This is a genomic window from Leucobacter sp. cx-42 (assembly GCF_014529985.1).
Lineage (GTDB): Bacteria > Actinomycetota > Actinomycetes > Actinomycetales > Microbacteriaceae > Leucobacter.
This window is the reverse complement of sequence record NZ_JACVMU010000010.1, coordinates 61,563-75,498: the sequence shown is the minus strand read 5'-3', so window position 1 is coordinate 75,498 and position 13,936 is coordinate 61,563. Positions and strand designations below refer to the sequence as shown.

Sequence of the window (13,936 nt, the reverse complement as noted above, 5' to 3'; positions counted from 1 at the left end):
GACAGAACTGCACCCGGGCGTTATCCGCCTGGGTGCAGTTCTGTCATGTTGCCGGTGTGCCAGACCTGGTCCCATGGCCCTTCGCCTGCCGGGGTGACGATCAGGCGGTCGAAGAGGACGGCATACTTCGTACCGTCGTTGTTGGCGACGAAGCTCGTGCCGGAAGTACTCGCGCCGATCTCCGCCGGGAGCACCTGGTAGCCGAGCTCTTGGTTGCCGCCGACATAGGTGTAGCTGTAACCCCCGGAGTTGCAGATGCGCACCGTGAAGTCGGTGGTGGTTCCGAAGTATTGCTCTTCAGACCCCGTAGGGCAGAGGCCAGTGGTGTGCGGATCGCCTGTCGGCTTATGGTGACCCGTCTCGGCCGGCTTTGGTACGTCAACCTGCGGCGCAGGCGCGGGTGCCGGCTCAGGTGCTGCGTCAGGGGAGGGCGTCTCGGATGTCTCTACGGGAGCGGCCTGCGTTGCCGCGGTGTCGTCTGCGCTCGGCCAGAGCAGCGCGGTCGCGCCGCCGGCGATCGCGATCGTGAGCACTGCAATGGCCGCGATGATGATGCCCTTGCGAGACTTCGGCGGTCGAGGCGCCTCCGACTCAGACGCGATCGCCGCCGTGGGAACGTAGACCGGGGACGCCGGGGGAGCGGGAACTGCCGGCGGCGGCAGCTCGCTCAGGTTCGGGGTCGGTGCGGACGCATCCGCGGCCGCGGCGGTGCCGGGCCCCGTCGGCGGCGGGAACGCGCTGAGATCGTGTGGTGGCGGGAAGTTGGCGAGATCCGCGCCCTCAGCGTTGGTGTCAGGAGTTTCAGAAGTGCTCATGATTTCTTTCGTGCGTGAGGGGCGGATCGCGGACTCAGAAAGACCCGGAAGCGCGCGGGCGCAGCTGCGCGGTCCAGGCGTTGCCGTCCCAGAACCGCTCGCTCGCGGGATCGTAGGGGTCGATGTACCAACCGGCCGCGATGGGGCCGTTGAGCGCATCGTTCTGGGCCTTCTTACCGCGGATCGCGAGGAACACGATCGACACGATGACCGAGAGGACGAAGATAGTCGGCGTCAGTACCAGGAGCACTGGGAAGAAGTAGTAGCTCGTCATCATGAGTTCTGGTTTCCTGACTTCGCGTTTTCAATGTGCACAAGCTTCGCGGTGTTCTGCGAGGTGCGAATGAGCGCGATCATCACTTCGAGCGACACTCGCACGAGGACGACAAAGATCAACGAACCAATCCAGCCGAACAACAGCTGGAAGATACCCCACACAATGAAGACGTCGCCGTTGTAGTCGGTCGCGCCCATGAAGAACAGTGCGATGGCACCGATGATCCACGAAAGTCCCGCGAAGACGACTGACAGCAAGTAGATGAGGCGCGCAATGGAGATCGTGACGACCTTGTCCGATGCGAAGCTGAGATCGAAGAGGCTGCGGAAGAAACCGGTTTCAAACTGTGCCGAGAAGCGGCCCTGGTTTGGGATCTGCGGGCGCATGTATGCCGGCGGGATGCTGGCCGCGCCGGGGTGGGGCGCCGCGTTGGCAGCGGTGTCAGGTGCCGCAGGTGTTGCGTCAGTCTGCACATCAGTCAGCACCTGGGTCTCGTTCTGAGTCGGCGCTTCAGCTTGTACCCTGGCCGGGCGCAACTGCTCGGTCCAGGCGGAGCCGTCCCAGAAGCGCAGCTGGTCGCTGCCCGCGGGATCGGGGTGCCAGCCGGCTGGTGGAGTGGAGTGTGGGGTTTCAGTCATTGCGCCGCCTCTTTCTCGCCAAGTGATGCCGTGATCTTGTAGATGCTCGGTGTTGTTGCGAAAGAAATTTGAATAATCTATCGAAAGGCTATCAGTTTCACTGATTCTGACCTTGGGGCTAAGTGGCCGCGCGCTTTTGGGCTACAAATCCCACAGATACCAATATGCTTGCGTTTGTATAGGAATTATTATGCTGACTCTAGGTTGAAGCCAATGAGTTTCTCGAGGATGAGTTGCCGTGCTGGGTTCGACCCGCGCATGTATTCAGATTCCCTCGAGCATTACAGATTGAGGATTCATGAAGAAGCGATCGATGCATTCACGCAGGTTGACCGTCGGTGTTGCGGCCGTGGCGCTGGCGTTGAGCACAGCCGGAGTTACCACTGCTCAGGCGGTGAACCCGCTCGTTGACATCCCGGTAACGTCAGACGGGTTCGTGGAGCCGGCGGAACTGCCAGAGATCATCGACCCTGGCGATGACAGTGATCGAGACAATGACGACGAAATCGTTAATGTGCCCGACCCGATCCTGGCTGAGGCAATCCTGCAGCGAACGGGAAAGACAGAATTGACGCGCGCTACCTTGCGGAAGCTTGTGTCTCTCAACATCGATGGGCTTGAGGTGAGGGATCTCACGGGTCTGGGATATGCCACGAGGCTCACGACGCTGGAAATGCGAGGCACGCTGGTCACTACGCTCGATCCGCTGGTCACTACGCTCGATCCGCTCGTCAGCGCTGAGCAAATGCGGTATTTGTATGCGGGCTACCTCACCTCGAACGGTGGCACGGTACTTGAAAGCCCGCTGACTGACATTTCCGCCCTGCAGGAACTTCCGTTCTTGAATTACGTGGCGCTCAATGGAACGAACATCACCAACATCAAGCCGTTGAGTGGTGCAAAAAACCTCGTGCGCGTTGAGGTGGCAAATGTCCCGGAACTGTATGACCTTTCCCCATTGTCGGAGTCGCCAATTCTCCGGGAGGTTTACGCGCAGGGGACTTCGGTCTCAAGCCTTGCACCCCTGCGGGATCTCCCCGAAATGCGAACGATCTCAGTGCCGAACGCGAACGTCAGCGATATTTCTGTCGTTGCGGGCTTGCCGCACCTTTCGATTCTCAACGTGAACGGCAATCACGTCACTGACATTTCTATGATCGATACCTGGCCGAGCCTCGAGCAGGTTGGCTTCCGGAACCAGACGATTAGTCAGCCGCGGGTGTTCCCATCGGCCACCGAAACGACCTATGTGAACCTCGATACCGCAGCGCCGTTCAGTATGCCAGGGGGAAGCCCGGTGATTGCTTCTACAGGAGCGGAGCCAATTGCGACCGGTGGCACGCGTTGGACTGGGCTTGACGGGACTGAAACGGAGATCTCTGCGGTCTTCGAGTATTCTCCCGAGGGTGGCGGCGCCCCACATTACTCGGCAACTGTCACTTCCCCCGTGACCTTTGCAGACTTTGACTCGGCGCCGGGACACGGTGAGCGTGTGCTCGCGACCGAAGGTCACGCCCTTGAGTTTGACTTCTCAACCATTGCGGAGTTTGCAGGCGGTGAATATACCCTGCGTGGGTCAGCGATTCCCGGAATGGCGCTTGGTGCAGATGGGCAGCTGACCGGTGTGCCGACTGAGTCTGGCCACTATAGCCCTGTTGTTGAGCTCACCGACAGGTACGGCAACGCTATCGAGCGGTCGTTCGAGCTGGAACTCGTACAAGATGAATTTGACGGTTCGGAGGAGCCGACCGTGAACCCTGGTGAGGATAATCAGAACGTGCCAGGTGGCGGACAAATTCCCCAGGCTCAAGGCGATCAGCACGCGCAGCTCGCAAACACCGGTATGGACGGTGTCGCTGGGATGTGGCTTGCGGGTGCAGCGCTGCTGGCGTTGGGAATCTTGACGCTCACCGTGCGTCGCAGGCGGCACGAGGCGTAAGAGTCTCCCTTACAAGTGAGGCAACGGGCGAGGCCCTCTGGTTATCCAGGGGGCCTCGCCCTTTTGTGTGCTGGCGTGACATGCCCCTCGGTGTATCGACACGGCCCGTATCGATTCATTACCAGGGTGGCTTGAGGCGTTACTCAATGGCCGACCCTCCAAGACTCAACACCGTCTCGTGCGGTACCGAACGCCGTTTCCCGCGCTTTCGGCGGGTGAAGCTGGATACACCACAGCGGACGTGAATTACGTCTGTGTCCAGTTCATCGGAAAGCAGGTAGTCGGGGCATGAGAAATCGCACTCTATCAAGCAGAGCGCGAAGTCTGGCGCGTCATCGTGCAGGCGGAGGTGCGCGTGCCACTCGTTCACGCATCACCTGGAGTGCCCTCGCGCTGGTGAGTGTAGCTGCCTTGCTCGGCCCGCTGCTGACAGCACCGAGTGCGCAGGCGGTCACGCACACCTTTGAGCTGAACTCGTACGACGTTACCGCGAACGCGAAAGACGCGAGCCCCGGTGATGGCGTCTGTGCGACGGCTGCGGGCACGTGCACGTTGCGCGCTGCGCTCGAGGAATCGAATGCGCTGAATCTTGCCCCGGGTGAGATTCTCATCACCCCAGCGGCGGGCTTTACCGGGAACATCAACCCGGTCGCGACCGGCTACCAGTTCATGCAGACCGGAGCGGTGTCGAACCAGGACGGCGGTGCACACTTCCTCGTTACCGCCCCCGTCACGATCGACCTGAAGAATCAGGTCACGGTCGAAGCGACGATTGACGCCGGCGGCGCACTGTTTCACGTGAACGGCCCGAACATTGAGTTCAAGAACGTCACGCAGGTGCTTTCTGGCGAGAGCTCATTCGTGATGGGTCCGAAGGCTGACGGCGTCACCATCGACGGCGGATCATCAGTGACCCAGGCGCACTATGGACCGGAGCGGTTCATCGTGTTCCGCGAGGGGTCGAAGAATGTGACCCTCAAGAACTACCGCGTGCAGGGCTTCTATGACGCTGGCGTCGCAACCGGCCTGTTCTACTTCAACGCACAGAACGCAACCCCCATCGAGAACGTCGTGATCGACAACGTTCGCGCGACCTACACCGTAGGCGGCTACTGTAACGCCGCAGACGGCTCGGGTTGCCGTACCAGCCTCATGCAGTTCCTGCCGCGTAACCAGAACGTCGTCGTTGACGGCTTCACGTTCAAGAACTCGTTCGTATCGAACCTCACCGGCCAGACTGCATTCGCGTTCTCGACCGCTGACCTCGCTGGATACTCGGTGAAGGCTTCGAACATCAAGATCGTCGACAACGAATTCATCAACGTTCAGGGCTACGGCACTGGCGTGAACAACGCGTTCATTCGACTCCCGTTTGGTGCGATGGCCGGCGACAACGAGATCACGGGGAACCAGTTTGTGCGCGCCACCGGCGGCCAAACTCATGCGGTGGTCTGGAACGGCAACACCACGAGTGGAAGCGCAGGCAACCTCCGTGTGGCCAACAACTACTTCAACGGTTACACGACGACCTCGGTCTATCTCACGAAGACTGGCAACGTTAACGTGGAAAAGAACACGTTTGGCGCGCGCAGCGCAAGCCAGGCTGCGCCTGGTGTGAATGAGGAGACCGCAGACAACACGACCCTGATGGTCGACAACGCTCCGAACGCGAATGATCGCGTGACGACGTGGTACCCGAACAAGCCCGCGACGGTGCTCACTGGTGCCACACCGGCTGGATCGATGCAGGTGCAGTCGCCGCTGCCGGCAGACACCCCCGTTTGCGTCGCGACGCTCGACGTCATGGCTCCCACGACTGGCCCGTTCCCGGAGAGCACTGTCGATCTTGACCTGTACTGGACGGCGGCGAAGCACGCAGAAATCTACCTCGGTCGTGTCTCTGGTGTGACCGGTGAGAACGCGAAGCTCGTGTTGGATCTGCCGGTTGGCGAACAGGAGTTCCCGTCGACGGTGGTTGGCGAGACAGATATTGCAACGATTGTGAATGCGGATACCGGAATTGCTGGCGGGTTCATTCGCCTGCAGACCGTCGGTGCTGACTCAGGTCAGTCATCTCAGTACTCGCGCATGGTTGGCTTCAGCGGAAGCTGCCGACCTGAGCTCACGATTGATCAGCAGAGCGATCAGAACGACCCGACGCTTGCGCGTGATCTGCACTACACCGTGAAGTCATCGCTGCCGCTGAACCCGGACAGCGTGACGGCGGCTGCGGTTGATATCACTGCGGCTGCGAACGCAGACACCATTGATGCGAGCCGTCTCAACCCCCGCTCAGTTTCGGTCACGCCCGTTTCTGGGAGCGCGGATCGCGAATTCACCGTGATTGCCCGCGTGGATGACTCTGCTCAGGTGACTGCGGCCATCCAGGCTGAAAAGGTGCGCAGCGTGGGCGGACTCTCAAACCGAGCCGCTGCGACGAGTACCGACGCGAACATCACCTTCACGAACCCCGTGCAAGTGCGACCAAACTCCTTCACTCTGGTGACGGGCGAGCCAGCTGGCAAACCGTACGAGTTCTCCGTCGCATCGGGTGCGCCGAAGCCCAGCGCAGACTTGCAGTTCGCCGCAACTCCTGACGCGGCGGCTACCGAGCACGGTGTTGAGGCGAGCGATCTCGCTGCCGTCATTCCTGCCGGAAAAACTACTTCGGGCAAGATCAAAGTGACGGCCGCAGCGGGCGATGTCCCGGCGAATACTCCCGCGCGCTTCTCGCACACGGTGGTCTCTGCCGATACGAACTTCGATGGACTCGTGGTGCGTGATCTGCTCGTCAAGCTGTTCGCTACTGACCCGTCGGTCAAGATCACCAAGCGCGCATTCACTGATGTGGGTGACTCCTCGTCACCGGCGCAGATTCTCGCGACCGGAACGGAAGCGCTCGCTGGTGCTCGACTCACGGACAAGCAGGCGGTCTGCTTCGTGTACGAGGTCTCCAATATCTCGGCTGATGACTGGGCCACGGTGCTCACTGACGTGACGGTGACGGACTCTGATACCCGCCTGGGTACGGACGGTGTCATTGGCGTGGTGTCTGAGCTGCCGGTCGGCAAGAGCGCGCTGCTGTCGGCGTGCGGGACGCTGATTCCTGAAGACACGACGGTTGGCGGTGAAGGGTAGTGATGCGCTTCGGCATTACACAGCCACGCGTGGAAGGTGCGAAGACCTCTCGACGTGCGCGCCTGATCGCGGGCATCGGTATCGCCGGTCTGGCGGTGCTGGGAACCGGTGGTGTGACGTACGCCCTGTGGAACGCGCAATCGCAGTTCTCCGGTGGCAACATCACCGCGGGCGACCTTGACCTGAGCTACGGCGATGGCACGTGGGCACAGATCACCCCCGGCGTTGACGACCCTGCTGGCGGATTGCTCAGCGAGGGCAGTGATGGGTTCCATTCCATGCCCGGTGACGTGATTGAGTTTCGCGTCCCGCTCACCACTGAACTGCAGGGTGACAATCTCAACGCTCGGATGAACGTTGCGATGGGATCCGCCGCCAATGCAGATCTTCGAGATGGGCGGATCGCTGCAACCTACGTGGTTGAGGACGCAACCGGCGCACCGGCTTCTGCGCACGCTTTGCCCGGTACGCCGGTGGATGTCGCGGGCCTGATTGGCACGAATGCCGGCGTGAGTGCTCACTGGACAGTCGTCATGACCGTCGAGGTGCTTGGTGACTACACCTGGACTGACGAGGCCCCGTTGGACTCGCTGGACGCCTGGTCCATTGGCGGTATCGACGTCACGCTGGAGCAGGTTCGTTCCGGTACTGGATTCACAGATGGGGAGGGCTGATCGTATGAAACGCAGTACTCGTCATGTGGTGACCGGTGGCGTGGTGGTTGCACTGCTCGGCCTCGGGATTGGCGCTGCGGCGCTTTGGAACGCGCAGGTTGGTGCAAAGGTAGCTGACACGTCAATTGGTGCGGTGCGCTTCGGTGCTGCCAGTGAGACGGTGTCTGAGCCGGAGTACTCGGCGACGGGAGCCCCGGTGACCGTCACGCTTCCTGGCAAGACCGTCATTGAGGTGCTCGAGCAGACCAGCATCGACGCTGACCCGGTTATCTGGCGGTTCACCGCGAGCGGATCAGCCCTCGGCATCACCGGCCTGAACTACGACGTTGCTGTGACGCAGCAAGTCGCGGGTGAGACCGAGCACGACGTGAGCAGCGGCGTTGCGGCGCCGGGTACCGTGCTCGAACGCTCAACCCTGAAAGTGTTTCGTGCTGGCGCCGGCGGTGACTGCTCTGCGGTCCCGGCAACGCCAGAAACGGCGGAGGGGGAAACCCCGAAGAACATCTATGTCTTCGGCGGTGACGATGTCTCCCTCCAGGAACCAGGCGCGGCGCGTGACGGATCGGAAAGCAGCCAGGAATGGTGTGCAGCGATCAGCTGGAACTCCGTCGCCGACGGCACATACGTCAACGACGTGCAGGTCACTGGCGTCGCAGAGGACGGCAGCATCAACGGTGCTGTCGACCGCTGGAACTCGCAGATCGGGTATCCACCCGCGCTCGAGATTCTCGGCACGTATTTCAACCGCGCAGTGGTCGAAGCGACTGCTGAAGACACCACAACTGCGCGCGCGAAGGCCGAGTGGGAAGCAGATATCTACCCCGATCCCTCGGGCGAACCGGATGTTGTCATTGCACTCGACCCAATCGTCACCAACTTGAACCCCGCGGTCAGTCCTCGCGACTAGCCGTCACTAGACCCCCACAACGTGATCCTTGGCGACGGGCGCCGCTCAGGATCTGGATCATCTGCGCTCACCCAAAAGGAGAAATACCATCATGACGAACTCGAACCACGATCAGGTCATCGTCGTTACCGAGCAGAAGAAGCGCCGCAAGGGACTCGTATGGGTTGCCGCTGGCGCAGCAGCGCTGCTCATGGGCGGCTCAACCTTCGCTCTCTGGTCGGCATCGGACACCTTCTCGGGCGGCACCATTACCGCTGGTGATCTGAACCTTGTGCAGCTCGAAGACACCTCGTTCTGGGACGTTTCGAACGACCGTCAGGACGCGACTGAGACCGTTGGTGCGACCGATGGCTCGCAGCTCGGTCACTCGATCACCAACGTTTCCGATTGGCGGATCGCGCCCGGTGACAAGCTTGCTGCATCGTTTGAGGCAACCGCTACCCTCGCGGGCGACAACCTCGTTGCTCGCGTCGGCATCGACGGTCTCGACAAGCTCGTAGAGAACGTTTCGGGCATGAACTACAGCTACGAGGTCTACTACGGTGACAAGCTGCTCGTTACCGAGACCGCGCTGCCCAAGACCGCTGATGCGCCGCTGCTCTACCTCTCGGCTCCGGCAACCGGCCAGGACGCTGGCGCAGAAGATGCGACCAACGGCATTCTCGGTGAGGCCTCGACCACCGCTGTTGGCGGCGTAGCTGCACAGACCGCTGTGTTCGGCATGCCGACCACCTCGGTTGACCTCAACGTGGTCATCTACGCGTCGTTCTACGAGGACCAGGATGGCGACTTCCGCTACCAGGACACCGACGTTACCGTCACCGACCGTACCGATGTCACCCTCGCAGATACCCTCGGCGAACTCACCGTTTCGCTGAACCAGGTTCGCGACGCGGGCGCGCAGTTCAACTAAGCGCTCCTCTCCAAGGTCTTCCTTGGAACGCGGTGCATGGCCGGCAAAGCCTGCCGGCCATGCACCCCAGAGATTTTCCAGCGCCGCTATGAGCGGTGCTGTTCTGGCAGCGAACAACAGAAAGGAGCCCACATGCGTCGCTTCACCAATCTGCGCCGTTCACGCGCAAACAGTGTGTCCACCGACTGGTATGAATCACCAGTTCAGATTGCCCTCAGAGCAGTGGGCTCTGCGTTCGTTATCTTGATCATTGGTGTCGTCGCCGGCCTGCTGGTCGTGCCACGGCTGATGGGCGGTGACTCCCTGACCGTGCTGACCGGCTCGATGGAGCCGACGTTCTCACCTGGCGACGTTGTCGTGGTGAAAGGCGTGAAGGCTGAGCAGGTGTGTAGTGACGTGTCAGTTGGCCAAATCGTGACGTTCTTCCCCGAACCGAATGACCCCACGCTGATTACTCACCGGGTGGTTGGCAAGACCATTGGCACATTTGACGACGGCACGTCGTGCCGTCTACTCACGCAGGGTGATGCGAACTCTGCAGTCGATGCTCCGGTCTCGCCAGCGCAAGTGCGTGGCGTGTTCATGTACGGCATTCCAAAACTCGGTTGGGCGCGGCAGTGGGTTGCGCAGCAACCGATGGTGCTCGTTGGCATCGGCGCAGTTGTGCTGATCGCCTGGATGCTCTGGGGAGGCAGCCGGAAGCCTCAGACCACCGTTGTTTCAGTGCCGAGACCAGCGGGTGCTACGCGTACCTCAGAAGCGCCGGGTGGCCCGGTTACACCCGTCGCCCCCGTTGCACCGCTTGCGGAGCCGCGCGTGGATCTCTTGCGAGAACGCGAAATCGCGTTGCGTGAACGAGAGCTTGCGCTGCGCGAACGAGAACTCGAATTGGCACTCGAACAACGCGCAGATGCGTCGTTCAACGCCCCACCGACGCCGCCACTGTGTGAACTTGACCAGAACGACCACACCACTGAAACGAGAGATCTTGCGTAGCTCCACTGAACACCTTGATGGGCAACCAGCGCGAACGGTGCTCACTGTCGCCACCAACGGGGGGCTGAGCGCGCGAGGAAAGGTCCTTGCAGCGGTGCTGACCGCGCTCCTGTTACTCGGACTCGGCGTGGGTCTTGCCATGGCGAATGCTCTCCCGGTGCTGGGCGGGCGAGCCGTGAGCGAGACCCAGGCCGGCACTGCCACGGATCCAGAACGATTGGGCACCGGTACGGTGACGCAGGGAGCGCACGTGGTCGGCGCGGAAGCAATTCAGGCTGAGTGGGACGGCCCCGCCGTGCACCTCGACTGGACCGGTGCGGAGTATGCCAGGGCCGAAACCACCTTCATCGGCACGCGCACCGCGTCGCCGGGTGATGCGGTGCGGCGAACGCTCCTCATTACGAACGCCGGACCGGGCGATGGCGTTGCTGCTGTCACGCTCGATGTCACTGAGCTCATCCCGGAGGGCGCGACGAATACGCACTTCTCTGACGATGTGCAGCTCTTCTGGAGCATTGATGGTGTCGTCGGTGAGGAGAACTTCACCGTGCTGAAGACCGGTGACCGTCAGACGGTCGCCGAGGTCGCGGTCACGCAGGGCGCGACGATCCCCGTGATGTTTGGCTTCTCAATGGATGAGGACGCGGCAGCACCGCAGCTTGCGGGCGGTCCTTCGGTTGATCTCAGCTTTGACGTAGGCGTGAACCTCACGGGAAACACCGATACGCCGCCGCTGGTGGTGACAGGTGGCACCGGCGCCATGCTGCTTATTGCGATCGCAGTGGCACTGTTGCTCATCGGCTGGTTCGTCATCGCGGCCGCGCGACGCCGAACCGCTGAAGAACAGTCGACCACGGTCGTTGAATCGCACGAGTAAACACGCTGCAGAAAGGCCCCGTGGGGAGTTCCATTGGAACTCCCCACGGGGCCTTTCGTTGTTGCAGGGCCGCGAGCAGCTACCGGTCCTGCAAGATCGCTGCCAGATACTTCAGCAGATGCGTTCGGGACTTCGCGTGTACCTTCTGCGTGATGCGGTGCACGTGGTTCGCAACCGTGCGCGTGCTGATGACGAGCTCGCTGGCGATCTCCTGGTTCGAGAGTCCCACGACGAGGAGGCCAGCGATCTCTGCTTCGCGTGGTGACAGCCGTGTGCTGGGGATATCGACGAGGTTGATGTTGATGTCAGCCGCAGTGGCAAGCTCGAGAAAGCGTTCGAAGCGTTCGTCGATCTCATCGCTGAGGGGTCGCCCCGTCTCGGTGCCAACGGCGCCATCATTGCTGTCGCTTCGATCGCTGCTACTGGCGAATTCCTTGGCGGTGCGGAACGCCGCAATGGCCTGCGGCGCAAGCATCATCGGCTGCATGGCTTCTGCGACGGTGAGCAGTGCTTCCGGCGAACCGGAATCACGAGCGACGAAGAAGCTGGAGTAAACGCGCAGGAGCTCGCTGCTCAGCTGGCCAACAAGCTCATTGACGGTGACCGTGAGCGCTGGATTCGACTCGAAATTCAGGGCGACAAGTAACTCTAGTGCGCCGTAGAACTTCATACCTCGTGAGACGTGCTCCCAGCCGCTCTCGGCCAGTTCAGACTGTGCTGCGTCGGGACTCTTCTCGGCATACCGCTGGTAGGCAGTCGCAATCGCAAGGCTCTCACGCTGCGGCTGGTCAGACTGCTTTGCGGCGCGGAGTTCATCGCTGAAATCTGCGATTCTCCGGTCATCGTGAGCACGCATCGCAGAGAAGGCTGCCACCGCGCGAAGATCCTGCGCGGCGGCGCAGGGGAACCAGGTCGGGCTGTCGAGTGGGCTGACCACATCGAACAGCTGCAGCACCTCTCGGTATCGACCCTGCAGCGCGAATGCGACCGCGATAATGTAGCCGGCGCGGAGCGCGACCGCGGCATCCAATTCGTCCAGTCCAGTCTCGAGAACCGGCAACGCGGCCGAGATGGCTTCGAAGAGCTTGCCTGAGCCGAGCAGCACCTCTGCATTGGCGAGACCGCGGCTGGTGCTCGACCAGTGATCGCCGTGCGAATCGAGAATCTGTTGGCTTTCTGAGATCCGGCCTTGGAGGAATAGCACGTGGGCTTGCGACTGCTGCAGCGCACTGAGTTCTGCTGGCGTTCCAGCCAGGTCTGTGAGTCGCGGATCACACGGATCGAACAGCACCCTGCCGTGAGTCGCGCACAGGTCGAACAACGCAGTGACAAGCAGCGGTGCCGTCGGGGTTGTGCAATCGATTGCGCTCACCAGTGCGTCGGTTGCAGCTGCAAGATCGTCACGCGCGTGTGCCTTCCAGCGGGCCTCCCACACGAGCAGTCGAGCCTGGTCCTGCGGCGCGAGCGGCATCGCACTCAGGCGTCGATAGAGCTCAGAGATCTCAGCTTCGGGCGCCGCGGCTGTTGTCAGTGCCTCAAGGAGCGCGAGGCCGTTGGGCGGCGTCGGGTCGCTTGCCCAGGCCCGATCCGCGTCAATGAGGGCGGATCGTCGGCTCTCCCGCGCCAGCAAGAACAGTGAAGAATCAGCCGGCGGGAGTGACGGCTTGGCCGGGGCAACATCGGTGGTTCCCCACGCGTGAATCCCGACTGCCTCGTCGGTTTCGAGGAGGCGGGGGTTGTGGAGCGCATGCCTGAAATACTCGGCGATGAGTGGCGGCTCGATGGTGATCCACTCGTGGCCACGGGAATGAAACAGACGCAGATAGCCCTTCGCAGCAAGTGAATCGATCTCATGCGCGCCGAGCATAGCCGCGCCTGCGGCACGGTCAACGAGGCCAGCCTCTGAAAGCTGGCGCAGTCCCTCCCGCTCGTGTTCCGGGAGGCGGTTCAGGATTCCCGCGACGATGCCGGAAAGTGCTGGCGACCACAGATCTGGCCCGCCATGCCACGAGCCGTCGCGGAGGAACAGCGAACGGGCCGCTCGCGCGCTTGCGACCATCGCGAGCGCGAGGCCGGGGTTTCCGGCTGACTTGGAGTGGATCCGTGATGCCGTTTGGGCATCAAGATGCCCGCCCAGCTCCTGTTCCAGCAGTGGAGTGAGGTTGCTGACGCTCAGCGGTGGAACCGTGACGGTCAAACTGCTGCCCATGAGCGTCAGGCGTGCTCGACTGGCTTCGGCCAGGTTCTCTGACGCGTGCCGGGAAGTAACGATCGCGAACTCAGCCAGTGCATGGGCAGAAGCGAGCACACCCCAGCTGAGATCGCTCAGACTGGCGGCATCATCGATGATGACAATGACGCGTTCCCGCGGCGAGGCGGGCGCAAGGGCAGAGACTCCGGTGACCAGGTCGTCCGTTCCCGTAATGCCTGACTGCAGGACTCCTGCGAGCTGCAGGGGAAGTAACGGTGTTTCTCCTGAATCGGGGATACCGGTGACGAAGTACACGCGGTGGGCGTCAGCTCTGAGCGAGGAATGCAACGCGTGGAGAAAGGCGGTTCTGCCAGATCCGAAGCGACCGACCACGTCGACGTTAAATCCTGACAACAGGTACGACTTCGCATCCTGCAATTCACGATGATGCAGCGAGTCGTGTCTGCCGCTGGCGGAAACCTGGGGTGGCCTCATGCGTGGCTGCGTTTCTCTAAACGTTGGGTCCTCAACATTTCATTCGCGCTCAGATGAAAGCGCTGCTGCCAAGGGA

The 13,936-nt window shown here is 61.7% G+C and carries 11 protein-coding genes; 7 read left to right on the top strand and 4 right to left on the bottom strand.

The genetic code is table 11. The annotated features are described in order from the left end of the window. Window positions 1–20: 20 nt before the first annotated feature. From ICM05_RS10400 to ICM05_RS10390, 3 genes are read right to left on the bottom strand one after another with little or no spacing between them, the layout of a single operon-like run. Window positions 21–815 (bottom strand): hypothetical protein, encoded by a 795-nt coding sequence (locus ICM05_RS10400; RefSeq protein WP_188024526.1) that lies wholly within the window; start codon window positions 813–815, stop codon window positions 21–23. Window positions 816–849: 34 nt separating this feature from the next. Further along, the gene (locus ICM05_RS10395; protein WP_251364629.1) at window positions 850–1,092 is read right to left on the bottom strand and encodes a DUF2510 domain-containing protein; all 243 of its coding nucleotides are present in this window, start codon (window positions 1,090–1,092) and stop codon (window positions 850–852) included. Further along, window positions 1,089–1,730, bottom strand: coding sequence for a DUF4282 domain-containing protein (locus tag ICM05_RS10390; protein WP_188024525.1), 642 nt, complete (start codon window positions 1,728–1,730; stop codon window positions 1,089–1,091). The genes ICM05_RS10395 and ICM05_RS10390 overlap by 4 nt, the downstream gene beginning before the upstream one ends. Window positions 1,731–2,028: 298 nt before the next feature. Here ICM05_RS10390 and ICM05_RS10385 point away from each other — a divergent pair, with 298 nt between their 5' ends. The 7 genes from ICM05_RS10385 to ICM05_RS10355 all read left to right on the top strand — a co-directional run bounded on the left by ICM05_RS10385 (window position 2,029) and on the right by ICM05_RS10355 (window position 11,174). Continuing rightward, on the top strand, window positions 2,029–3,669 hold the full coding sequence (locus ICM05_RS10385) for a leucine-rich repeat domain-containing protein (protein ID WP_188024517.1): 1,641 nt from the start codon (window positions 2,029–2,031) through the stop codon (window positions 3,667–3,669). 396 nt (window positions 3,670–4,065) lie between these two features. After that, window positions 4,066–6,807, top strand: coding sequence for a right-handed parallel beta-helix repeat-containing protein (locus tag ICM05_RS10380; RefSeq protein ID WP_188024516.1), 2,742 nt, complete (start codon window positions 4,066–4,068; stop codon window positions 6,805–6,807). A 29-nt stretch (window positions 6,808–6,836) separates the two neighbouring features. Next, entirely contained in the window at window positions 6,837–7,481 is a 645-nt protein-coding gene (locus ICM05_RS10375; RefSeq protein WP_188024515.1) for an alternate-type signal peptide domain-containing protein, read from the top strand. A gap of 4 nt (window positions 7,482–7,485) precedes the next feature. Beyond that, window positions 7,486–8,388, top strand: a complete 903-nt coding sequence (locus ICM05_RS10370; protein WP_188024514.1) for a hypothetical protein — start codon at window positions 7,486–7,488, stop codon at window positions 8,386–8,388. Window positions 8,389–8,479: 91 nt separating this feature from the next. After that, window positions 8,480–9,301, top strand: coding sequence for an alternate-type signal peptide domain-containing protein (locus tag ICM05_RS10365; RefSeq protein ID WP_188024513.1), 822 nt, complete (start codon window positions 8,480–8,482; stop codon window positions 9,299–9,301). Between the two features lie 132 nt (window positions 9,302–9,433). Beyond that, window positions 9,434–10,297 carry a signal peptidase I gene (locus ICM05_RS10360; protein WP_188024512.1) on the top strand — a complete coding sequence of 288 codons (864 nt, stop codon included), beginning with the start codon at window positions 9,434–9,436 and terminating at the stop codon, window positions 10,295–10,297. Then, window positions 10,290–11,174, top strand: a complete 885-nt coding sequence (locus tag ICM05_RS10355) for a hypothetical protein (RefSeq protein ID WP_188024511.1) — start codon at window positions 10,290–10,292, stop codon at window positions 11,172–11,174. The genes ICM05_RS10360 and ICM05_RS10355 overlap by 8 nt, the downstream gene beginning before the upstream one ends. A gap of 79 nt (window positions 11,175–11,253) precedes the next feature. On the opposite strand, the gene ICM05_RS10350 is transcribed toward ICM05_RS10355, so the two are convergent. Then, entirely contained in the window at window positions 11,254–13,779 is a 2,526-nt protein-coding gene (locus ICM05_RS10350) for a LuxR C-terminal-related transcriptional regulator (RefSeq protein ID WP_188024510.1), read from the bottom strand. Window positions 13,780–13,936 lie beyond the last annotated feature (157 nt).

Excerpts from the sequence above, each read along its gene's own strand:
- ICM05_RS10400 (WP_188024526.1), bottom strand. The coding sequence starts at position 815 with ATGAGCACTTCTGAAACTCCTGACACCAACGCTGAGGGCGCGGATCTC.
- ICM05_RS10395 (WP_251364629.1), bottom strand. The coding sequence starts at position 1,092 with ATGATGACGAGCTACTACTTCTTCCCAGTGCTCCTGGTACTGACGCCG.
- ICM05_RS10390 (WP_188024525.1), bottom strand. The coding sequence starts at position 1,730 with ATGACTGAAACCCCACACTCCACTCCACCAGCCGGCTGGCACCCCGAT.
- ICM05_RS10385 (WP_188024517.1), top strand. The coding sequence starts at position 2,029 with ATGAAGAAGCGATCGATGCATTCACGCAGGTTGACCGTCGGTGTTGCG.
- ICM05_RS10370 (WP_188024514.1), top strand. The coding sequence starts at position 7,486 with ATGAAACGCAGTACTCGTCATGTGGTGACCGGTGGCGTGGTGGTTGCA.
- ICM05_RS10365 (WP_188024513.1), top strand. The coding sequence starts at position 8,480 with ATGACGAACTCGAACCACGATCAGGTCATCGTCGTTACCGAGCAGAAG.
- ICM05_RS10360 (WP_188024512.1), top strand. The coding sequence starts at position 9,434 with ATGCGTCGCTTCACCAATCTGCGCCGTTCACGCGCAAACAGTGTGTCC.